The organism is Acinetobacter sp. ANC 3929 (genome assembly GCF_000369405.1).
In the GTDB taxonomy this organism is placed as follows: domain Bacteria; phylum Pseudomonadota; class Gammaproteobacteria; order Pseudomonadales; family Moraxellaceae; genus Acinetobacter.
The window spans coordinates 489,248-512,371 of sequence record NZ_KB849999.1 but is presented as its reverse complement, the minus strand read 5'-3'; the positions used below and the strand labels follow the sequence as shown (position 1 = coordinate 512,371).

The 23,124-nt window shown below is 35.5% G+C and carries 19 protein-coding genes and 2 pseudogenes; 7 read left to right on the top strand and 14 right to left on the bottom strand.

Annotated elements, in window-relative coordinates:
* Positions 1–350: 350 nt before the first annotated feature.
* Positions 351–604: pseudogene (locus F909_RS21540) on the top strand (integrase); the annotation flags it as partial.
* Between the two features lie 225 nt (positions 605–829).
* Here the strand turns inward: F909_RS21540 and F909_RS10435 are convergent.
* Positions 830–1,228 (bottom strand): annotated as a pseudogene (locus F909_RS10435) (hypothetical protein); the annotation flags it as partial.
* 68 nt (positions 1,229–1,296) lie between these two features.
* The gene (locus F909_RS10440) at positions 1,297–2,172 is read right to left on the bottom strand and encodes a hypothetical protein (protein ID WP_005150557.1); all 876 of its coding nucleotides are present in this window, start codon (positions 2,170–2,172) and stop codon (positions 1,297–1,299) included.
* 196 nt (positions 2,173–2,368) lie between these two features.
* Between F909_RS10440 and F909_RS10445 the strand changes: the two genes are divergently transcribed.
* Positions 2,369–2,965, top strand: coding sequence for a DUF4291 domain-containing protein (locus F909_RS10445; RefSeq protein ID WP_005150556.1), 597 nt, complete (start codon positions 2,369–2,371; stop codon positions 2,963–2,965).
* 1 nt (position 2,966) lies between these two features.
* Here the strand turns inward: F909_RS10445 and F909_RS10450 are convergent, their stop codons facing one another.
* The 5 genes from F909_RS10450 to F909_RS10470 all read right to left on the bottom strand — a co-directional run bounded on the left by F909_RS10450 (position 2,967) and on the right by F909_RS10470 (position 10,078).
* Positions 2,967–3,464 carry a hypothetical protein gene (locus tag F909_RS10450; protein WP_005150555.1) on the bottom strand — a complete coding sequence of 166 codons (498 nt, stop codon included), beginning with the start codon at positions 3,462–3,464 and terminating at the stop codon, positions 2,967–2,969.
* Positions 3,465–3,467: 3 nt separating this feature from the next.
* Positions 3,468–4,493, bottom strand: coding sequence for an RHS repeat domain-containing protein (locus tag F909_RS10455; RefSeq protein WP_005150550.1), 1,026 nt, complete (start codon positions 4,491–4,493; stop codon positions 3,468–3,470).
* Positions 4,483–9,294: an RHS repeat protein gene (locus F909_RS10460; protein WP_005150549.1), complete on the bottom strand. Its 4,812-nt coding sequence runs from the start codon at positions 9,292–9,294 to the stop codon at positions 4,483–4,485. The genes F909_RS10455 and F909_RS10460 overlap by 11 nt, the downstream gene beginning before the upstream one ends.
* Before the next feature lie 83 nt (positions 9,295–9,377).
* Positions 9,378–9,695 carry a hypothetical protein gene (locus F909_RS10465; protein WP_005150548.1) on the bottom strand — a complete coding sequence of 106 codons (318 nt, stop codon included), beginning with the start codon at positions 9,693–9,695 and terminating at the stop codon, positions 9,378–9,380.
* A 35-nt stretch (positions 9,696–9,730) separates the two neighbouring features.
* Positions 9,731–10,078: a hypothetical protein gene (locus F909_RS10470; RefSeq protein ID WP_005150547.1), complete on the bottom strand. Its 348-nt coding sequence runs from the start codon at positions 10,076–10,078 to the stop codon at positions 9,731–9,733.
* 193 nt (positions 10,079–10,271) lie between these two features.
* Here F909_RS10470 and F909_RS10475 point away from each other — a divergent pair, with 193 nt between their 5' ends.
* Complete coding sequence (locus F909_RS10475; RefSeq protein ID WP_005150546.1) at positions 10,272–10,622, top strand: hypothetical protein; 351 nt, start codon at positions 10,272–10,274, stop codon at positions 10,620–10,622.
* A 199-nt stretch (positions 10,623–10,821) separates the two neighbouring features.
* Here F909_RS10475 and F909_RS21655 read toward each other — a convergent pair whose 3' ends face one another.
* The gene (locus tag F909_RS21655; protein WP_265596701.1) at positions 10,822–10,944 is read right to left on the bottom strand and encodes a hypothetical protein; all 123 of its coding nucleotides are present in this window, start codon (positions 10,942–10,944) and stop codon (positions 10,822–10,824) included.
* Positions 10,945–11,781: 837 nt separating this feature from the next.
* Here F909_RS21655 and F909_RS10480 point away from each other — a divergent pair.
* From F909_RS10480 to chrA, 4 genes are all read left to right on the top strand, one after another.
* Positions 11,782–13,059, top strand: a complete 1,278-nt coding sequence (locus F909_RS10480) for a tyrosine-type recombinase/integrase (protein WP_005058260.1) — start codon at positions 11,782–11,784, stop codon at positions 13,057–13,059.
* A 73-nt stretch (positions 13,060–13,132) separates the two neighbouring features.
* A complete protein-coding gene (locus F909_RS10485; protein WP_005058259.1) occupies positions 13,133–14,011 on the top strand; it encodes a toll/interleukin-1 receptor domain-containing protein in 879 nt (292 codons plus the stop codon).
* Positions 14,012–14,312: 301 nt separating this feature from the next.
* A complete protein-coding gene (locus F909_RS10490; protein ID WP_005150545.1) occupies positions 14,313–15,224 on the top strand; it encodes a chromate resistance protein ChrB domain-containing protein in 912 nt (303 codons plus the stop codon).
* Between the two features lie 11 nt (positions 15,225–15,235).
* Complete coding sequence (chrA, locus tag F909_RS10495) at positions 15,236–16,588, top strand: chromate efflux transporter (RefSeq protein ID WP_005058256.1); 1,353 nt, start codon at positions 15,236–15,238, stop codon at positions 16,586–16,588.
* A 50-nt stretch (positions 16,589–16,638) separates the two neighbouring features.
* Here chrA and F909_RS21145 read toward each other — a convergent pair whose 3' ends face one another.
* The 6 genes from F909_RS21145 to F909_RS10520 form a co-directional block, all read right to left on the bottom strand.
* Positions 16,639–16,764 carry a YHYH domain-containing protein gene (locus tag F909_RS21145; protein WP_000733641.1) on the bottom strand — a complete coding sequence of 42 codons (126 nt, stop codon included), beginning with the start codon at positions 16,762–16,764 and terminating at the stop codon, positions 16,639–16,641.
* Positions 16,765–16,852: 88 nt separating this feature from the next.
* On the bottom strand, positions 16,853–18,160 hold the full coding sequence (locus F909_RS10500; protein WP_005058254.1) for an MFS transporter: 1,308 nt from the start codon (positions 18,158–18,160) through the stop codon (positions 16,853–16,855).
* Positions 18,161–18,241: 81 nt separating this feature from the next.
* Complete coding sequence (locus F909_RS10505; protein WP_005058253.1) at positions 18,242–18,880, bottom strand: hypothetical protein; 639 nt, start codon at positions 18,878–18,880, stop codon at positions 18,242–18,244.
* A gap of 11 nt (positions 18,881–18,891) precedes the next feature.
* Positions 18,892–19,605, bottom strand: coding sequence for a HupE/UreJ family protein (locus F909_RS10510; protein WP_005058251.1), 714 nt, complete (start codon positions 19,603–19,605; stop codon positions 18,892–18,894).
* Positions 19,606–19,646: 41 nt separating this feature from the next.
* Complete coding sequence (locus tag F909_RS10515) at positions 19,647–19,982, bottom strand: hypothetical protein (protein ID WP_005058248.1); 336 nt, start codon at positions 19,980–19,982, stop codon at positions 19,647–19,649.
* An 11-nt stretch (positions 19,983–19,993) separates the two neighbouring features.
* Positions 19,994–23,122 (bottom strand): efflux RND transporter permease subunit, encoded by a 3,129-nt coding sequence (locus F909_RS10520; RefSeq protein WP_005058246.1) that lies wholly within the window; start codon positions 23,120–23,122, stop codon positions 19,994–19,996.
* Positions 23,123–23,124 lie beyond the last annotated feature (2 nt).

Genomic DNA, 23,124 nt, shown 5'->3' with positions numbered 1-23,124 from the left:
ATTGTTTTATACAGCTCATTTAAAAATATGTTGATCTTAAATTTTAAGGAGCAGCTTTTGATAATAGTTAGACTACAACTCATTTTGACACTGTTTTAAGCTTTTTTGAATTTTTTAGAGGCTGAACCTCTCGTTGAAGGCTTATGAACAACATCACTCTCTGAAGAAGCAGCTCACACCCAAAATCACCCTGCCGCACCATCAGTTTTAAACCGAGCGCATTCACCACACAATTGATGGTATCAAAACTGATGGTGCAAAACTATGACATTATTGAGATTGATAATGACTCATATCGACTAGAGAATAGAGCCTAATTTAGTGGTTCACTTTTAAACTGTTATTAACAGTTAACGATATTGATCAAACGTATACATGCACAAAAATTTGAGTAAAATGGTATTGGGTATATTGATCCCAAACAAGATCGGGTAGTTACAACGCATGGATTCCGGTCTACTTTCCGTGACTGGTCAACCGACAAATCAGAATAGCCGAGAGAAGTCTGTGAGCATATGCTTGCACATAAATTACAAGATGAAGTTGAAGCTGCTTACTTACGTGGAGCTTATCTTGAAAAATGAAAAGGTTAATGACCGACTAGGCAATTTATATCATGCACAAATGACCTCAATCCATGAATTGCAGCTAAAAAAGACTACGATATCAAATACAATCCTACTGACCTTTTATCAAGATATGTTCAAGTACTTGTCCCACAAATAACTTCTTGATTGTTTACCCTTTGGCCTTGTACCACGTTAATTGCGGTTCAAGGCTAGAGGAGATATAACACAAAAGATATAAACCTTACTTATCAAGTTTTCTATTATTTATACCGCCAATCATAATGAGCTGAAGTTTGAGCAAAATTGACAAGCCAATCAATTTTGGTTTGAGGAAATTGCTGTAAATATTCAGAATGTTGTTTAAGAAGTAATTTAATATCTAAGCCAATTAAATTTTGTGATTTCTTCCACGTCGCAGACCTACCTGTAAACACTGCTCGCTCTGTCTCTTTCATCATCATTGGTAGTTGATGTTTCAGCCCATCAAAATAATATTGGTGTTGTTCAATCTTATGTCGCTCCTCAAACAATTGGTTAAATAGGTAGTTGGCTTGTTCATTTTGAGTAAGGTCTTTCACCGATAATGGAAGTTGTTTCAGGTAAAACTGTTGCAAGGCTTTGACTGTTGACTCAGAGGCATCGACACTAGGTGGGATGCCTATTTTTCTTCTTAATTGTTTGGTCTGGCTCCATAATTTTTAATAGCCATCTAACTATAAAAAAGAAGCTATTTTTCTGAAATAAAGCTTTCTAAACTAGGCAATAAAACTTTCAACAACTTACAATAAGATTTTATGTTTGCATATATCCTTATTTTAGAATTCTCATAAGTTGCATTTTTAAAGTCAACACTATAACTTTTAATTAAAAATTCTGACAAGATAGATGATATTTCTGGTGGATAAAAAACACTCCCCTCATCATTATCCTCTACAAAAAAACTCAATCCAAAATAAAAAATACCATAGCTCTTCAAAAGTTCATTAACATCTAATATATCATAAGGATCCAATACTATTTTAAAAGTATAATTCTTATTCTTTTTAAAGAAAAAAACATTCTTGTGATTATAAGCAACTTCAAACCCTATAAGTTCATCAAGAAAAGCATTAATTACAAAATTCCTCCACCCTGACACATTGAAAATTTTATTTTCATAAGCTAGAACAATAGCCTTATTACCCTTCCCCTTTATATCTTTCATTTCAAAATCGCCAGACATCAGATTAAAATCAAATTTATCTAAAAAACAACGATATTCTTCATTTATATTTAATAACCATCTTTCAAAATTACCAACAAACTCAGTTTCACTCTTATTCTTTAGCTCAGTTAGTTCATTTTCACTTAAACCCAAATTACTTAAAGCACCTTTAGTTGGTTTTTTACATATTTCTTCTGAATACCAAAAATAATGGCTTTCATTTGATATAAATTTATAAAATTTCTCTCGCGGGATTTTTAATAACAAGAAGAGGTCTAAATATGTAAAATTAAATTCATCATCAATATCAATTGAGTCGATAAAAGTTGAAAGATCACTTTGTATTCTTTGAATATAAACAGAAAAGTTTTTTTGAATTTCAGACTTTAAACAATTCATAGTAAATCTCTTAATGAACTGGAAATGGAAATGGGATTCCTTTAGTTGGAATTTTCCCTTTTCCTGCATAATTCAACAATCCAACAGCCCCCAGAGTAATTGCTGCTGCTAAGATCCCCTTACTTAATTTTTTATTTTAAAATTTAATTAAATAAACTATCATAACTAACAATAAGTTAACAGGTATTCATTTGTAATGAATAAGTACGATGAAAAAACTATCAGAGCTGTCCAGACTGAATCTACTATTCGCATTTATCAAGCTTACTCTCATGAGTTAGCAAATCATGTAATTAAAACTGCTAGCTTTAGAAATAATCCATTCTTTAAGATGACAAGAATGACTTGGATTAAACCATCCTTTTTGTGGATGATGTATCGATCAGGTTGGGGAATGAAAGAAGGAAAACAACAACGTATTCTCGCCATAGATATAACTAAAGAAGGATTTGATTGGGCTCTTAATCATAGTTGTTCCAGTCATAAACCTTTAAATTTATCAAATGAGGAGTGGCAAAAATTAAAACAGGAAACTCCAGTTAGAGTACAATGGGATCCTGAGCGAGATATTCATTTAAATCCATTGAAATATAGAACTATACAAATTGGGCTAAGTGATGTAGCTGTTGAAAACTATGTTAATAGTTGGATAACTGATATTACCGATATAACTCAGTACACGCAAGAAATAAGAAATCTTATCTCAAGCAACAAAATTGAGGAAGCAAAAATTTTACTTCCTCATGAAGAAATATATCTTCCTAACATTTACATAGATATTAATAATTTATAATTCAAAACCTATTAATACTAAACTGCTCTTTTGCAAATCCAGACAACAATTCATCTTCTCCTAGTTCAAATTTTCTCAAATACTCAACTGCTTTTACACACTTCATGTTATTACCTAAACCAAAAAATGATTTTCTTGCAAGTGCTCTACAATCATCATCTTTTAGGTAATTTGGAATAAAAAAAATAGCACTGTAAAAAAAATCAATTAATTTACAATTAATTATCTTGCTTACTGTAAAAACTATATCTTCATGAGCATCATGCCAATCATGAAAAAAAATATTTAACAAATTAAAATCGTCTTCCTTTAACTCATAATCATCAAAAATCAAAAAAGCTATATGTATTGCATCACTATTTTTATGGTATTCAGCTATCCTTATTAACTCTTTTGCAAAATCATATATATCTATATGATCAAACCCTAATTCTTTCTGTAAGTTAGAGATTTTAATATACCCCAAATAACAAGCCTCAATTATTTTGTAGTTAATCATCCCCTACCTCCTAGAAACCTCACGAAACCGAATTATATTACTGTTAAATAAATCCAGTCCTGGTCCACGACCAAGTCCAATACTTATGATGCCTTTTTCGGACTTTATATTAAGTGCATTATCCATCCACCATCCACCTTTAGCATGTGGTAAATTTGCATATTGGGGAATATCTAAGACCTTTTTAGAACTATCTCTTGCTGCAATATTTAAATAATTATCATAAAATTTTGGATTTATTAAAAATTCAACAGTGACTCCCCTATATTTTTCGACGTATTCTAACGTTGGTGAAATCATCTTCTCAGAAGACCCCGCTGGTAATCTGCCATGTTGCTGTAAAAAAGCGAATTCATTTGGGTACATAGTTCTATAAACTAGTGTTGGGTGTGATACAAAAGATGATGCTCTAAATCCACTTCTTGCTAATAATTTTTCATAAAAGAGTGAAAATTTCAAAAGTGAAGGTGCTGGAGCTAAAGTTGAAAAATCACTTAAAAATGTTGAGCCTAATCGATCAGTGAGATATCCCCCAGATGCTGAATAAAAGTTTGTTCCATCATCAACCCAAACTCCATTTCTAACAACAGCAGCTTCGCCATTAGCATCCGTAAAATGATAAGTATCATTCCACCCATATTGGTAACGATTAGTCTGCCCATGACCTTTACTTAAGAAAGTTACAGGGTCGGGCTGATAGAATCGACCTAATACTGGGTTATAGTGTCGTTGCTTTAAATAAACTAAATCCCCTGCATCTTGCACGCCACCTAAAAATGCATTTGGATTCTTGAGATTGCTTGGTTTCTTTAACTGTAATTGTTGTCCAAATGGTGCATATTGATAGGACTGAGTAACGATTCCTTGTTCATTAATAACTTTTAAAGTTGAACCATCAAAGTTCTGAACGTGGTATTGAATCCTATCTTTAGCAGAGCTAAAGGGGCTGAATAATATCGCCACACACAAAACAATCAGTTGTATAAGGTACAACCATGTCTTATCTAGAGAATTTTTATTATTCTTCATATACTTCCCCTTCGCTATCTTCCAAAATCAAATCAAGTATTGGAGGCAACCACGCTGCAATGTTTTCATTTGGATCTGGCTCATTTGGCTTTATATTTGAATTCAATACACCCTTAACACCTAGCAACTTATATTCATACCCATCTTTGTGTCCATCGCCATCGGTATCAGGATTATTTGGATCTGAACCAATAAAACGTTCTAAATAATCAGGTAAACCATCTCCATCACTATCCTTATAACTATCTAATAAATTAGTAACTCCTAACTCTGCAGCCTCAAAGTCATTAACAAAATCAAATCCTTTATTTGTGTCTGGATAACGTTCAAGAGTCGCAACTAATTTACCAGCGATGTACACATAAGCTTTGCTATAACTTGTTTGATGGTTAATGTCGTAGACCAAATTGCCATCAAGATCATATACATAATCTGTTATGCCATCAGCTCTTATTGCTCTAACTCTTAATCCATCAGAGTTATAAATATAGTTTTCACTTCCATTACTGGACATACGGCTATTAGCATCATAAGTTAGACTACGAATACCATCATTTATTACGTTACCCATTGCATCATAAGTAAAGTTATATTTTGAACCCGTGACACTGGTTAAACGGGAAGTAGTGGCTGCATAGTTATAGGTATAAACTGCAGGACTAACAGAAGATCCTTTAGATGTGATATTTACTGAAATAATGTCATCATTATTATAGCTATATTGATAGCGAGCTTGATCTAGATCAACAGAGCTCATTAAACCTGTACCATATCGACTAATTGTCGCGTTATATACAGCACCACAATTATCAGTAATTTTTTTAATACGATTTAAAGCATCATAGCCATAATTAATATTTAGAATACACTTATCTAAACTTTTTGCAGATACATTACTTGGTAACCCATTTTCACTATATGAATATCCCCAACTAATGTCAGGATTAGCCTGGACAGTCGTTAATTGATGCAGTGCATTATATCCAAGTGACTGTATGACATTAGGAATACTAATAACTTCCCCAAAAGCATTTTGATTAGATAAATTTATCGACTTTCCATTTGGGTAAGCTATTGATGTTAATTGATTTAGTGCATTGTAACCATAAGTTACTATATAAGATTTATCTGTATTATTCCCCTTTACTGTTTGTGTAGATGTTTTTACACGTCCATAGCTATCGCGATCAAGTACTTGAGAAGTATTACTATTTGTTGTTGACTTTAATCGCCCTGCTCCTGAATAAATGTAATTAGTGGTTACGCCTCGCCAAGTACGAGAACCGATCAAGTCATTTAATGGTGCATAAGTAATATTTTCAGTCGAAGCATCAGGATGTGTAATCGTTATAATACGACCTGTATCATCATACTTAAAGACTTTTTGCCCATTGATCCCATTGTCTTTTTCAGTCGCTAAAGTTGTATTTGTATTATAGGTATAGCTTTGCTTAGAGTTCCCAGAAACAGCAACTTTCGGCTTTAAGAGCGCTAATTCAAATTCCGTTGTTGTTTGAAAAACAGAACCATCTATACCTTTACGTGCAACATAAGATTTCAGGTCAGCACTAAAATCTCCTACTGCTAAAAAATTAGATTCAGTAACACCCGTTTCATCTGTTGTCTTAGCAATCGCTCCCTTTCGATCCCCACAAGATTGATAGCAATAAGAGATAACGCTACCATTATCGTTCACTGTCAGTGGACGATCAAAAATATCATAGTTGCTTGATACTCCTGCATTCGTACTACCTAAGCTCGAATTAGATTTAAAAGTTAAATTACCATAGGCATCATATCTATTTGTATTAACAATCGTTTTACCAGATGCTTGATCCTCACCTCTTATTAATAAGCCATCCCCATTATATTTTTCTATTTTACTAAATGGAGTAGTTCCACCAATGGACTTTGTAATTATTAACCCATCATAATTAACGGTAGTTTCGGATAATCCAACAATAGGCGTTTCAACTTTCAATCGTCCAGCATCATCATATTGATTTTTTGAAATAATGTTATCAGCATCCGTATGTTGAGTAATATTTCCGAAATCATCAACAACATTGACTTCTGTACCACCACTAGCAAGTTTAATTCGAGTTGGGATACCTTTCTGGTATGCTGCAAATTGAGTAATCTGTTTACCATTCCCAACATCAACTTCAATCGGTAAACCAATGTGTTGATCGCCGAATACATAACTAGACATACAGCTAACAAAGTTTGACCATTGAAAATTAGCAAGATTACCAAGACAAGTTGTAAACGACAGAGTTTCATACTTATATTTAATAATACGGCCCGCTTGTGTATCACTACGAATTGAGCCTTGAGCATCATAATCAGTTGTTTGTAAATTAAAACTTCCAGTATTTCTTTGCTTAGGTAAGCCAATGATCCAAGGTAGACTTCCAGTGCTTACATTACTATTCGCGAAATCAGAGTTGAAATATGCGATGGAAGTATTCGGCATCTGAACAGGACTTGTGCCATTCATACCAGTTGATGAAATTGTTTGAGCATTACCATATTGATCAAAATTACTATAAGTAGTTTTATATTCGCCAAAATGGTTAATAATCTTTTGAGCTAAACGTACTAATCTTACATCTTCATAATCTGTGTAGTTATCTTCTATAGTTTTTGTTTTTTGTCCAATAATTGACGATGTTGTCCAAGAGTAAGTTTCCTCCCGATCACCAATTTTAAGTTTTTTAAGTAAGCCATGTAAGTAACTTTCAGCCCCACCCCCAGCAAAAGCATTCATCACATAGGTATAAGCTTTAGTGAGTCCCGTTAAAGTATCTTTAGTTGTAACAATTGTCGTCTGCTGGTGTGCCGAATCATCTCGACTATAACTATAATTTATTTGATATGGGTTAACATCTGAACTCGAATATGCAGAGCTTTTGACTTTGAATGACTTTTGTTCAACAAAGCCAGGTCTAGAATTATTGATAAGCTCATATACCCAATCGACTGATTTAATATTAACTAAGCCATTTTTTGAGGTCTTAGAATATCTAATCCCTTTTAGATCACTATAAAACCATAAAAACTCTTGCGCGGTAAAACCACCTATTTCAGTAGGACTCGCATTTCCAACAATCCTATACGGGCCACCATAGTTATATGTAATTGCATCACCATTTATATAACCTGCTGTATCCAAGTAGAATTTTGCAGCGTTTTGATCCTGAAAACTCCCAATTGTATCATTGATTAAAATCGGATTATCAAGTTTATAATTAGCATCAGCTTTTGCTCCCACTGAATAGACATAAGATACCCATTCTTTATAACTACCTTTAATTAACCTTTTTATTTTTTTAAGGAAAATATCACCTTTCATTGTATCAAATTGACTTTCATTGATATTTTCTGTGCTATCTAACTTTTTAACATAATCGAGCACCAATTCTGGTAAGTTTTCATTTACTATTTTATTATCAAGAGTATGTTGCACTGACTTCAAAAACAATTTGTTTGACTTATTAAAACCACTATAAAGCAACATACCTGATTGTTTATTAAAATAATTTAATAAATAACCTTCCTTATATTGATTCTCAATTTTCGAAGCATAAATTGTCACTTTACCTGGTATATATTGACTTGAGAAAAATGAAGTAAAGCCAGTTTGATTTTCTCTATTTACACTCGGAAAGTAGTAAGTTACACCTGAGCTTGAACGTACGACAAAATCTTTCCCAGACTCTGCACAACTGATAAACCAATTATCTTGAGAGATATATTTTGCCGAGCTAGGATATCCTTGTGCTTTCCCATTGGTTGGGTAAAAAACAATATTCTTCTGACCTGGTAAATACAAACTAATAACCCTCTTTCTAGAGTCAACATCGCTTGATGTTGTTAAAGAGCTGGTACTACTCATAGAAGTTGAGAAGCCTGGTTGCTTCATTCTTTTAATATTAACAAAATAAAGATAGCCAACTACTTGCTGCTGTACAATACCTGCTATTGGGAATGTAGTTTCCACTTTTAAATTTGAATTAACTGATAAGTTATCTAAAACAGAACTAATATTTCCTATTGTAAGCAAAGTACCATTCACTTTAATGCTCTGATTATTTCTTAAAAGTCCACTAATTGAATCTTCAAATTGTTTTCTTCTAGTTTCTGCCTCAGTATACGTATACGTTATTGAGGTTACATTATTTGCGAAGGCCTGAAAAATTTGTAATTGTAAGTTATTAAGTGCTGCCTGTGATTGCTGTTGGTTGTATTGAGCATTAGGATCTCCAACAGCAAAATATTGTAATAAATTAATGATCGAGTTTAATGTTTTATTTGCTAAAAATACATTTGACTGGTTTACATATGACTTCACTATTTTACTTTTAAATGGGGTATCAAGCAGTGCTGCTGAAAAATACGGTCGGCCTGTTGAATTAGATGTTGCATCGCCATTTGCTTCACAGATACCTGAACCATTCTGATCACCTTGCAATACAGTTGAAGGGCCTGTACTCATCACTAATCTTGGAGACTCCAGTTCCCAGTTTCCCATTGCACGGAAGCCATTATTTACCTTTCCATATGAGCGCGATAGCGTAAAACTGAGACCACGATCACCTTTTAAAGTTACTTCTGGTACATCAAATACAAGGTTACCGCTCATGAGATCAACATAACCACCAGATGTTTTCTCATGCCCTGTATCACCAACACTTTGATCAGAGGGGAAAGAAGTCATTGCAACAGACCAATCAATAACCCCAGCTATTGCTGAAGTTTGAATGCAACATAATATTGACAAATAAATTATTTTTTTCATATTAACTCTTATTAATTAAATCTATCTAAATTTTACTAACTAGAGATAAACTAGCTAACTTAATTATTTCCAATAAAATAAGACTACTTCTCAATAATAACTCTATTAATATCTTCACCATCTGGCCAACGTATACAGGTACCATAGCCAGTGATATTCACCACCTTACTTGTTGCTTGGGCCATTAAAAGTAAAGTAAGTTGCCGCTTTCCAGATGCCGAGTTTTCATTTTTTATAATTAAATAGCTCCCTGTAGCACAAGTTGGTTTAGCAGTTCGCTCTCCCTCAACTGTCACGTAAACTAATCCATCCGAATCTCGTACAATTACTTTACTCACCTTACCTCGAGCTGTACTTGCATAAGCTTGTCCCAAAAAAGAGACTAATATAATAAAGCACATTATTTTTTTAACATTTGATCACCTTTTACTTCTTTTTATGGAGAAATAATATCTAAATATGCAATTTCACAAACCCCATTTCGAATTGGTAAGTTTGAAGCAGCATATATATTTACTAATTTTTTTGAAGCCACTGCAAGATAGGCAGCTGCTACTATATGTTTTTGTTTTGCATCTACATATACTCGTCTAGTATCAATACATTTTGAGCCAGAAACCCAAGGTATAGGCGCAGAAAACCATAACTCTAATGTATTTTCTAAATTGGGTGAAGGATAACTCCCAATAACACGAATTTTTACTATTTTTAAATTAGTGACTTCCTGAGCATGAGCTAGCTGGATAAAAAAAGTAAAAATTAAAATAAACAAGGTATATTTCATCATTCTATCCTTAAATTTTTAATTACAGTAAATTTTATTTTTTATTTTCTATCAACAACTAAATTCTTAAGAGCAGAAAGAAAATCTATACGAATAATTTATACTTTTCTTTCAAAAAAAAACAGAGTATTTTATATTTCCAATAATACATAAAAATCAATTTGGTTATACAATCAGTAAAAAGGACACAAATATGGCTAAAATTAAAAAAAATGTATTTAAATTCATATTATTACTTTTACTACCAATTTCCAGTACTTTTGCAGCACAAAATAATCTACAAAACTCAACTGGGGTAATCCAACGAATTTATCTTTCAGGTAATAATTACTATTTTCGCCTACAAGGAACAGACACATGTGCCAAAAATACTAATGGATACAATGAGTATTATTTTTTCACAACTACTAATCCTTTAGCCAAATCTTATTATGCTTTACTATTATCAGCAGCCATATCAAAAAAACCTATTACTATTCGAGTAAAAACTGATTGCACTATAGATGGACAGAAAGAAATATTGTATATTTTTCAAGACTTTTAATTCTAAATAGGAAAAAATCTATTTTAAATTATCTGCGATATAGATATATTAAAATCAATGATGGATACCTCTAAATAAAATCTTGAAAACGGAGTTCCATGTATAAAAAACCACGAGCTGATGCTCGTGGTTTTTTATGGCTTATATATTTCCTTGAAATAGTTGGGACTGTTTTCTTACGTGGACGGATACTGTGAATTTAAGCACCATCGCCAGTATCTTTAAAGAAACCATATTTGGATTGAATTTCCAGACATTGTCTTTTCTTATACGGTTTGAGTTGTTTGGCAACCTCTATCGAAAGGGTTAGCAGACTGTACATCTAGACTTGTGTAAATCCACGTCCCCATCAAGGGTGATAAGTATTTTCTAAGCCATTGAAAAATCATATTTTATAGCCAACTTTGCACATCATTAGCCCCCTTTATACCGATCACTGGATAAACGGCGAATTTATTTTGATATCACTCTTTCAATTCATAACAGATGATTTCATATGAAAATCCAATTAATCTCATCAGACAGTTAGAAGAACTTAATATCCTTGAGTGATTTGTGATTCAGAATCTTCGTAATCCAGCTATCTCAATTGAACATCATTGGCATTTTTTCCATGAAAAAATGAAACTGAAGAACAACTAGTTATTCCTGATTAGTGATTTAGGCCAAGACACTCCAATTTTAGAGGTTGGCCGTGATAGAACAGTATGAGCTACAACTCCAATTGATTAAATAAAAACAGTATAGAGAAACTTATGTTGTTTTTTATTGCCATCATTTGATTAAAATTTCAGACTTAATCAGCTAAAACAACCCTACTCAACCTATGAACAATCAGTTTAGTATTCTAATATCTATTTTAATGATGTTCCAAGTATGCCCTAAACAGACCCATTAGATGTGATTACAATCCAATATTTGATGTGAGGTAGGTTGTGGGGCAAAAGCATAGATAAAAATAAGCCCTTGTAAAAACAAGGGCTTATTTAGATATTTGGCGGAAGCGGTGTCCGTCTAACAATAGTCCTAAGCAATCCAAATAAATGCTATAAAAATATATTATTCAAATACTTAATAATTATATCATCCTAATCCATCTTGTCTAATCCTACCATTTCCAGTATTTTATGAGGGGTAGGTTGAGGGGTAAATCAAAGGCATGCCAAAGAAATCCAAAGAGCTTTCTGCACTCAGTGTAGCAAGAATTAAAGAGACTGGTCGATACCACGTAGGCGGTGTTGATGGTCTTTGTTTAAATATCGAGGGAGATTCCCGTGTCTGGATTTTACGTGCCGTTGTGGGAAAACGTCTGGATAAAAATGGAAAATTAAAACCTCATCGCCGTGATATTGGTATTGGTCCATACCCTGAAGTTTCTTTAGCTGAAGCTCGTGCCAAAGCCACTGAATTAAAATTACAAATACGAAGTGGTATTGATCCAATTGTCCATCAACAGGAACAGCTTGCAAAGCTTCATGTTCAGCAACTACGGAACAAAACATTCATGGAATGTGCAAAAGTTGTTATTGGCAATAAAACCCGTGAACTCAAAAATGAAAAACATATTGGACAATGGTCATCGACACTAGAAACTTATATTTACCCAACTTTGGGCAATCTTACTATTGGTAACATTACTAAAGCCGAAATTGCTGAAGTTTTAAGACCTATTTGGGTTGAGAAAAACGAAACAGCCAAACGTATCCGTGGTCGTATAGAAACCATTTTTGATTATGCCAAGGCTATGGGATATTTTGAGGGTGACAACCCTGCTGAATGGAAAGGTAATCTTGAACCAATCTTGGGTAACTTAAAGCAGGAATCACGCCCTCACCCATCCCTGCCTTATGAACAAGTTGCTGAGTTCATCCATCATCTAAGACAGAAAAAAGGAATTTCACCTAAAGCTTTGGGATTTGCAATTTTAACCGCCTGTCGTTCTGGTGAGATTTTTGGGGCGAAATGGCAGGAAATTGATTTTAAGAATAAGGTCTGGATTATTCCTAAAGAACGGATGAAAGCCGATAAAGAGCATCGTGTACCTTTGTCTGAAGAAGCCATTACGTTGCTTGAATCAATTCAAGAATATAGCCAACCACAAGATTTCATTTTTCCAGCTCCACGTTCTGGAGAAATGCTTTCTGATATGTCATTAACCACATTGATCAAACGAATGCATGAACAAAAGCTTAAAGAAAATGGCTTAGGCTATATTGATCCTAAACAAAATCGGGTGATTACTACGCATGGTTTTCGTTCCACATTCCGTGACTGGTCGGCAGATAAAACTAATTACGATCGTGCAGTATGTGAACATGTGTTAGCACATAAATTGCCAGATAAAGTTGAAGCTTCTTATCTACGTGGAAATTATCTAGGAAAGCGTAAAGGTTTAATGGCTGATTGGGCAGAGTATTGCTCTACGCTTACACAATGACGTAATACATAGACCTTGTATTTAACCCAACCAAATAATAATCTTATTCTTTAATATTTATCATTGAGCCAACATGTCAATACAAACTATAAGCAGTACCATAACAAGATTAAATAAGGAGTTAGCAGATATTACCCATCGAATGAGCTTAGAACAGAAAAAGGGAGCTGATATAATTTCTAAAATTTTACAAATTCAAAATTCTATCGGGAAGACAACTAGCCCTTCTACATTAAAAACAAAGTTAACAGAAATTAGTCGGAAAGAACAAGAAAACGCTCGAATACAATCAAAACTTTCAGACTTGCAAAAGAAGAAAACTGATATTGACAATAAGCTACTGAAAGAAAAACAGAACCTTATAAAAGAAGAAATACTGGAAAGAAAAAAATTAGAGGCTCTGACTAAAAAACATCAGAAAGACGAAATTGAACATCAAAAGAAACTGAAACGTGAAATTGATGCTATTAAGGCTTCTACCCAATACATTACTGATGTTTCAATACCATCTTACAACAATACAATACCTGAGATTGAACCAGAATATGATTTGTTTATTTCACACGCTTCAGAAGATAAAGAAGATTTTGTCAGACCACTTGCAGAGACATTACAGCAACTTGGAGTAAAAGTTTGGTACGACGAATTCACGTTAAAAGTTGGGGATAGTTTGCGTCGTAAAATTGATAGTGGTCTCCGAAACTCTAAATACGGTACCGTTGTTCTTTCAACTGACTTTATAAAAAAAGACTGGACCAACTATGAACTTGATGGCTTAGTAGCCCGTGAAATGAATGGTCACAAAATGATTCTACCGATTTGGCACAGAATTACTAAAAATGATGTTTTAGATTATAGTCCGAATTTAGCTGATAAAGTCGCCTTAAATACTTCTGTAAATAGTATTGAGGAAATTGCCCATCAATTAGCTGATGTCATCTTAAATCGATAAGCACCTTCTAAGAGTTAAAATTTTGACTGAGATTTACAAAGAACCTAATTCTCAGTCAACTTTTGCACACCCTGCAATTTAAACAATTTTTTTGATAAGTAGTACTAAACTCACAAATATTGAAGTGTGCTGAAACAATATATAACCAAATAATTTATATAAAATCATAAACTTAAAAAACAACTGCTCTTTAGTCATTTCCGCACTTTAATATTTCTTCTGATATAAGAAATCACTTCTTTGTATTTGCCCTTTAATTTTTTATATGTAATATATTAAACAAATAAGTTGAGTATATTACATGAAAATATCCTTACTCATATCCTCATTGCCTACGCAGAACACAACCACTCGTATGAGAGTCTGGCGATCTCTCAAAGCAAGTGGCGCAGCAATTCTAAGAGATGGGGTCTACTTACTCCCTATTTCGCATAGTGAAAAGTTTGACCCTATTGCTAATGATGTTATTTCAGAACAAGGAACTGCTTATGTGTTTCATGCTGAGCAACCCTTAAATCTTGAACTTGCTCCTTTCTTCAATCGAAAAGAAGAATACGACACTCTCTATAAACAACTTTCTGAGTTAAGAGATCGACAGACTAAAGATGAAAAGAAAGAGCTACTCAAGCAAGTTCGTAAACTGAGAAAAAGTATCGATGCGCTTGTAGAAATTGACTTCTACCCCGATGAGACTCAAGCACAGGTTTTAAATGAGCTATCTTCATTAGAACTTTCAATTGCACGTCTTGGTGAAGTGAATGAGCCTCAAGCGATACAAGCTCATATTCAACTTCTAGATAAAGCTAGTTATCAAAACAGAATTTGGGCAACACGTAAAAGACCTTGGATTGATCGTCTAGCCTCTGCATGGCTAATAAAGACATTTATTGATACCTCACCAACATTCATTTGGTTAGAAATGCCAAGTGACTGCCCAGAAGCAGCATTAGGATTCGATTTTGATGGTGCAACTTTCAGTCATGTCAATCATTGGGTGACCTTCGAAGTTCTTTTACATAGTTTTAATTTAGAAACACCTGCATTAAAGAAAATTGCTGAAATTGTTCATTACTTAGATGTCGGTGGAATTGAGCCTCCCGAAGCAATCGGTATTGAAAAGGTTATTCAAGGAATTAGAAGCCAGATAAGTGACGATGACCACCTATTTGCCTTATCAAATCACATTTTCGATGGCTTATATGCCAACCTATAAAGAGAATAATCATGGAACAAGAACAAGCCGCTGTACATGAAGAACCAGCACAGCCAGTTCATTTTTGGCAAGCTTTCTTATTTTGGCTTAAATTGGGGTTTATTAGTTTTGGTGGACCAGCGGGGCAAATCGCTGTTATGCACCAAGAACTCGTTGAACAAAAACGTTGGATTTCTGAAAAGCGTTTTTTACATGCTCTCAACTACTGCATGTTACTGCCTGGGCCTGAAGCACAACAATTAGCAACCTATATCGGTTGGTTGATGCATAGAACCGTTGGTGGATTAGTTGCAGGAATCCTTTTTGTATTACCCTCTCTATTTATCCTGATTGGTCTGTCATGGGTCTATGTAAAATTTGGTGATGTTCCTATTATTGCAGGTCTTTTTTATGGGATTAAACCAGCTGTTGTTGCTATCGTTTTTCATGCGACATATCGGATTGGTAGCCGATCGTTGAAAAATAAGTTTTTATGGGCAATCGCTGCGCTTGCATTCATCTCTATATTTTTCTTTAACTTGCCATTCCCCTTAATCGTTCTAACGGCTGCGATCATTGGATATTTAGCAAGTAAAAAATATCCAAGCGTTTTTACAGGCGGAGGTTCACATCAGCAAGGTAAAAAAGATTATGGTCCCGCATTAATTGATGATGATACACCTACCCCAGAACATGCCATATTTAGTTGGAAACATTTAGCTAAGATACTTTTGATTGGAGCAATCCTATGGCTTGCCCCAATTTTCAGTTTGGTTTTAACGCTTGGTTGGGATCATGCTTATACTCAAATGGCTTGGTTCTTTACAAAAGCTGCTTTGCTCACATTTGGTGGTGCTTATGCAGTATTACCTTATGTTTATCAAGGTGCTGTTAATTTTTATGGTTGGTTGAGTCCAACACAAATGATCGATGGTTTAGCCCTTGGAGAAAGCACCCCAGGTCCTCTGATCATGGTTGTTGCGTTTGTAGGATTCTTAGGTGGCTTTAATCATGCTCTGTTAGGCAATGATCATCTGTTCTTGGCAGGTGCGTTGGGTGCTGTGATTGTGACTTGGTTTACTTTCCTGTTTTCTTTCATTTTTATTCTAGCTGGTGCTCCAGTGATTGAATCAACCCACAATGAATTAAAATTTACTGCACCTTTGACGGCAATCACTGCCGCTGTTGTTGGTGTAATTTTAAATCTTGCACTTTTCTTCAGTTACCACGTTTTATGGCCAAATGGATTCGATCATCCATTCAACTATGAAGCAATGGTTATTGCGATTGCAGCATTCATCGCCTTGTTCCATTTTGAAGTCAAAGTCATGTATGTCATTTTAGCTTCGGCATTCTGTGGTTTGATTTTGTACATTGGTGCGTAAACTTATAATTTTTAATAAAAAAGGAAGCTTAGCTTCCTTTTTTTATACCATTAGTGGCAGTGACGATCCCCTGTTTTACTATTCGTGTGGCATCCTGAAGAATCAGTACCACCTGAATGAGCAAAAGCATTTGTTACCGCAAGCCCCATTAAACATACCAAGATTAGTTTTTTCATATTGTTTCCCTTTTTATTGAACGATAAAACAAGTTTGAAATTGTACAACAAACAAACGATTTACTTCTAAGCCATTAGTCGAAAAGAATTATTTAGGCCATTTTTGATGATGGTCATCAATCACATACTCATGCACATGTACACCATTAATTTGATGCTGAATCACATGTTCGTGGTCTGCGGGTAAATCATCATGGCTATGTGCTAGAAAATCTTCATCTTTAGTTGTCCATAAGCATAATGCAAGAATGAGAGCAATAATCGCAATAACAGCCATCGGAATAAAAGTCTGTAATGTGCCTATATTCGTACTCAACCATCCAACCAATGGATAAGTGATCAGCCAACAAGCATGAGAGAAAGCAAATTGGGCGGCAAACAATGATGTTCTATTCTCACTTGATGCAGACTTACGAATCAAGCGACCTGTAGGTGTTTGTGAAACTGAATATCCAATACCAAGGACAAACCAAAGTGCTAACAAACCATTATAAGATGCAATCAAAGAACCACTGAATAGTCCAATGACAAGAATTGTTGTTCCCGTCAACATGACTGATCTATCAGGAAATTTATCCAATATCTTTGGTAAAACAAAAGCAGATAACATTGACCCAAGTCCAAAAAGACCAAATGCCCATGTCGTTGCATTTTCGGTAAGTTTAAATGTCGATTGAACCAATACAACAGTATTTACAATCACAACAGCACTCGCCGAAGCAATAGCTAAATTTAAAGCAAGCAACGCCTTAAGTCTCGGCGTATTAAAATAAATTTTAGCTCCCTGCTTTATACGGCTATAAACACCTCTAAACTCAGGCACTTTGGCGACTGGTAATTTTGCACTTACCACAAACAAAGCAGAACCGATAAAACCTAATACTGTTCCTAAAAACAGATTATGGTAGCTCATGACAGTGAGTAAGAAACCTGCCAACATTGGGCTGATAATGTTTTCTAAATCATAGGCTAGTCGAGACAATGACAAAGCATTGGTATAGTCTTTTTCTTCAGGCAGAACATCTGGAATCATTGCCTGAAATGTTGGCGTAAATGCAGCAGATGCAGATTGCAGAATAAAAATGAGAATATAGATTTGCCAGATTTGTGTCACAAATGGTAGGCACAAAGCTGTTAATGCTCGGATAATATCTAATCCAACCAATACCTGTTTTCTTGGTAAGCGCTCTGCAAATGCTGATGCTATAGGTGCTACACCGATATAAGCAATCATCTTAATTGCCAAAGCAATACCAAGAACTTGAGCAGCTTCTCCCTTGGCAATATCGTATGCCTGTAAAGCTAGGGCGATCGTGATTAACCCTGTTCCAATGAGTGCAATCACTTGGGCCAAGAACAAATGCCGATATGTGGTATTTTTTAGTACTTCTAGCATTTTATGGATTCCTTTTTAGAATCTGACATCTATAACGATTAAATCTCCTTGGAAGACTATTCCAAGGAGATTGATTAAAGCTTAAAAGACTTTCTTCATTTCACTAAACTGTCCTTCTACAAGTAGAGTTACAGTCACTGGATTTTCTGTACGGTTACGCCAGAACCAACCATGTTTACCATCAAAAGCTGCTTTTAAGACACCTTGTTGAGTTGTCTCATTCTTGCCTTTTCCATAGCCATGATAGAACCCTTTAGGGGCATTTACGGGATCACCATGAGTATCATAGTTAAGACCACCTCCTACAGCTTTCCAATCAAAGTTGACACTTGCACTTTGTGGCATTGTTAGTTTTACCTCTGTTGCCTGCCCAGGTTTTAACTCAATACTAATGCTCTCTTTATTAATCGCAGGCATGGTCATCTGAACAGTATCAATTGCCGTTTGAGTCGGAGTTTCTACTGACATTTCTTCAGCACTATTCACTACCTGTTGAGCATTGAGACCATTCACTGATTCTTGAGCGAGTGATTGTTTGATTTCACCCATTTTCGTTAAGCCAAGCACTTTACCTATACCCGTCGGATCAATCGCATACTCCGCAGGCATGACACAGGTAACCAACACGACCACAGCACTAACGGCAGCTATCGCTGTTGATTTAATTAACTTTCTTGATGAAGGTAATTCGATATCTTTTGGAATTTCAGCGTTATACATAATTTAGATCCTTATTGAGTAATGAAGCCAGTAAGTTGATAGCCAACAAGTAAAAAACCGAGGAACATGAGGAAGACATTGCTTTGATAGGCTGTTTTAAAGAAATACGATGTCTTTCTCCAAAACGTCATCAATAACATGATGATGCACAGAGCCATAAACTGACCTAATTCAACCCCAATATTGAATGAGATTAAATTTGCCAACAGTCCATCACTCGGAACTTCATACTCCTGAATTTTTACTGCGAGTCCAAAACCATGAATCAGACCAAAAATTAAAGTCGCTACTTTCGTGTTTGGTTGAAAACCAAACCAACGCTGATAAGCCCCCAAGTTATCAAGAGCCTTATAAACAATTGAAAAACCAATGATTGCATCAATGATGTAAGCATTTATCGAGATATTGTAATAAACACCCACGAGCATGGTAATCGAATGCCCAAGTGCAAATAGGCTGACGTACAAGCCGATATCTTTCATTCGATATAAAAAGAAGATAATGCCAACAAGAAATAATAAATGGTCATATCCAGTGACCATATGCTTAGCACCCAAATAGATGAATGGAATCACATGAACGCCATAAATTTCTTGAATGTAGCCCTTATCACCTTCTGCTACACCATGAGCAAAAAGTGTAGGACTTGCCAATGTAATGAATAAAGTAAGTAATCGCTTTATGTAAGCACTTAATTTCACAATGTGTGAATCAATAATTTGCATGTATATCAAACTCCAAAATTTAAAATGAATTGAAAATCCATTCACTTTTTGGGCGGTTTAAAAATACGGCTTATCATCAAAAAAACATATTCTTTACACCAATCTAGAATCGATATCCCCTTTAATAGATGAGCTAAAGCAATCGATTTAAGTACGTCATAACCAACAAAATGTTCATAGTAGTTATCCTGATGACCATGTGAATGTTGTTGGCTGACCTCATGATGATGAGAATGAATTGCGTCAATTGAAACGTGTCTCTGAAATTCATTTTCAGTTACATGCTCATTAAAGTGCAAACATAAAGCGAGACTGATCATGCAGACTAGCCACATCATCACAAATTTGCTTTGTTTATCTCGCAATATATTTGTCATTAAAGATGCCCCTAAACAACCTGTTCAGTAGCATCGTTTGATTTTCTTGACCAACCTTGGTTAAACCACACATATAAGGTCGGCAAAATAATCAAAGTCAGTAAGGTTGATGAAATAATCCCACCAATAACGACAGTTGCAATTGGACGTTGAACTTCAGAACCAATACCTACGTTTAAAGCCATTGGGATAAAGCCTAGAGAAGCCACTAAGGCTGTAATCAACACAGGGCGAAGTCGTTCCATTGCACCATGTCTCACCGCATCAATGACACTTTCCCCTTGCACTCGAAGCCTTTGAATGGCAGAAACAAGAACTAAGCCATTCAGCACAGCCACACCTGACAATGCGATAAAGCCGACGGCAGCAGAAATTGAGAATGGAATATCCCGTAAAGCTAAAGCGATCACACCACCTGTTAATGCAAATGGTACGCCTGTGAATACCAAGACACTGTTTCTAACATTACCTAAAGCCATGTAGATCATGGCAAAGATCAGAATTAAAGCAATTGGAACAACAACCATGAGTCGATTCGATGCAGACTCCATTTGTTCAAATGTACCCCCCCAAGTCAGCCAGTAGCCTTCTGGTAATTTAAAATCTGCATTCAGCTTAGATTGTGCTTCTGCAATGTAACTACCAATATCTGTACCACGGACATTTGCTGTGATGACGATACGACGCTTACCATTCTCACGAGAAATTTGGTTTGGTCCTTGAACATTTTTTAACTCGATCAATTCTGATAAAAGTACACTTGAACCATCAGGCAGATTCACAGGAACTTGATAGAGTTTTTCTAAGTCTGTGACAGAGTTTTGATCCATTCGAACAACAATATCGAACTTTCGATCACCTTCAAATACCTTACCTGCTGTCTCACCAGTGATGAGGCTAGAAACCTGTTGCTGTACATCCTCAGCATCAAGCCCATAGTTGGCAATCATGTCTTTTTTCAGCTCGACAGATACCATGGGTAAACCCGTCATCTGTTCAACTTTCAAGTCAGCAGTACCATTCACTCCCTCTAAAATTTTAGCGGCAGCGTTTGCTGATTCAAGTAGTTGACCTAGATCATCACCATATATTTTCACAGCAACATCGGTACGGACACCTGAAATAAGTTCGTTAAAGCGCATTTGAATCGGCTGAGTGAACTCGTAATTATTTCCATAAACACCTTTAGCTACTCGTTCAATATCTGCAACGACTTCCGCTTTTGGTTTCTTTGGATTTGGCCACTCGCTACGTGGCTTCAACATGACAAAGTTATCAGCCACATTGGGTGGAACTGGGTCAGTGGCGATTTCTGCTGTTCCAACTTTGGCAAACATGGTCTGAACTTCAGAAATTTTCACAATTTCTTTTTCAAGCGTGTATTGCATTTCAACGGCTTGAGTTAATGAAGTACCTGGGATACGCAAAGCATGTAATGCCACATCCCCCTCATCTAAAGAAGGTATAAATTCTGAACCTAAACGAGTTGAAAGACTTGCACTGAATATAAAGAATATTGAGACAAAGGCGATCAGTAAATATCTGTGATTTAAAGACCAATCTAAAATTGGGCTATACAATTTCTTAATAAAATGAACAATCTTTGACTCTTCTTCTTTAATTTCACCTGTAGTAACTAATGCCACCATTGCAGGGACAAACGTAATTGACAGAATCATTGCACCAACTAAAGCCATAACTACCGTTGCAGCCATTGGTGTAAACATCTTGCCTTCAACACCAGTCAAAGTCATCACAGGCAGATAAACCAAAATAATGATCAATTGACCATAAAGAATCGCTTTTCGAGATTCCTTTGTTGCTTCAAACACAGTCGTAAAACGTTCTTTTTGAGTCAGAATACGTCCTAACTCTTTTTGCTTCATGGCTAATTTAGCGAGAGATGCCTCGACAATAACCACCGCACCATCAACAATAATTCCGAAATCGAGTGCACCTAAACTCATTAAATTGGCACTGATCTTTTGGTTAACCATGCCTGTAATTGTCATCAACATGGATAATGGAATCACCATCGCCGTAATCAAGGCTGCTCGGAAATGTCCAAGAAAAAGAAAAAGTACCACAATGACCAGAATTGCACCTTCAAGTAAATTCTTCTTCACTGTCTGAATCGTTGCATCAACTAAAGTTGTTCGGTTGTAGACTGCTTTCGCTTCAACACCTTCAGGTAGCGACTTTTGAACCTGTTGTAGCTTTTGATCTACAGCATGAGCAACATTTCGAGAGTTTTCGCCAATAAGCATGAACGCTGTACCCAGTACAATTTCTTGCCCATCTTTGGTCGCAGCACCTGTCCGTAATTCATGACCAATCGATATTTTTGCAACGTCTTTCAATCTGAGGATATAACCATTGCTCGTCGTGATCGGAATATTTTGGATTTGTTCAATCGAGTTAATTTGAGAATCAGAACGGATTAAATACTGCTCACCATTTTTCTCAATGTACCCTGAACCTTTGTTCATGCTGTTCTTAGAGATCGCCTCTAAAATAGCTTTCTGATCCAGCCCTATACTACGCAAATAAGCATAATCAGGTTGAACAACAAATTGTTTTAGATAGCCACCAATAGTATTGATTTCATTCACACCCTCTACATTTCGAAGCTGAGGTTTAATGACCCAATCTTGCAAGGTTCTTAATTCAGTGGGTGAAAGTGGGTTTAGACTATTCTTGGCATTCTCAACTGTATACATGAAGATCTCGCCAAGCCCTGTAGAAACAGGTCCCATTGAAGTCGATATGCCGCTTGGTAGTGTTGGTGTCACGCCTTGCAATTTTTCATTGACAATTTGACGGGCAAAATAGATGTCCGTCCCCTCCTTGAATATCGCCGTGACCTGAGATAAACCGTATCTCGACACAGAACGTGTATATTCAAGATTAGGGATACCTGCCAAAGCTGTTTCAATCGGGTAAGTGACTTGTGACTCCATCTCCATAGGAGACAAGCCTTGTGCTTCACTGTTGATTTGGACTTGTACATTTGTGATATCAGGAACAGCATCAATAGGTAGTTTAAAATAGTTATAAACACCCAATGCAGCTACGAATAGGAAGACGATCAGTACAAGCCAACGATTCTTAATCGAAAGCTTAACAATTTGGTCAAACATAG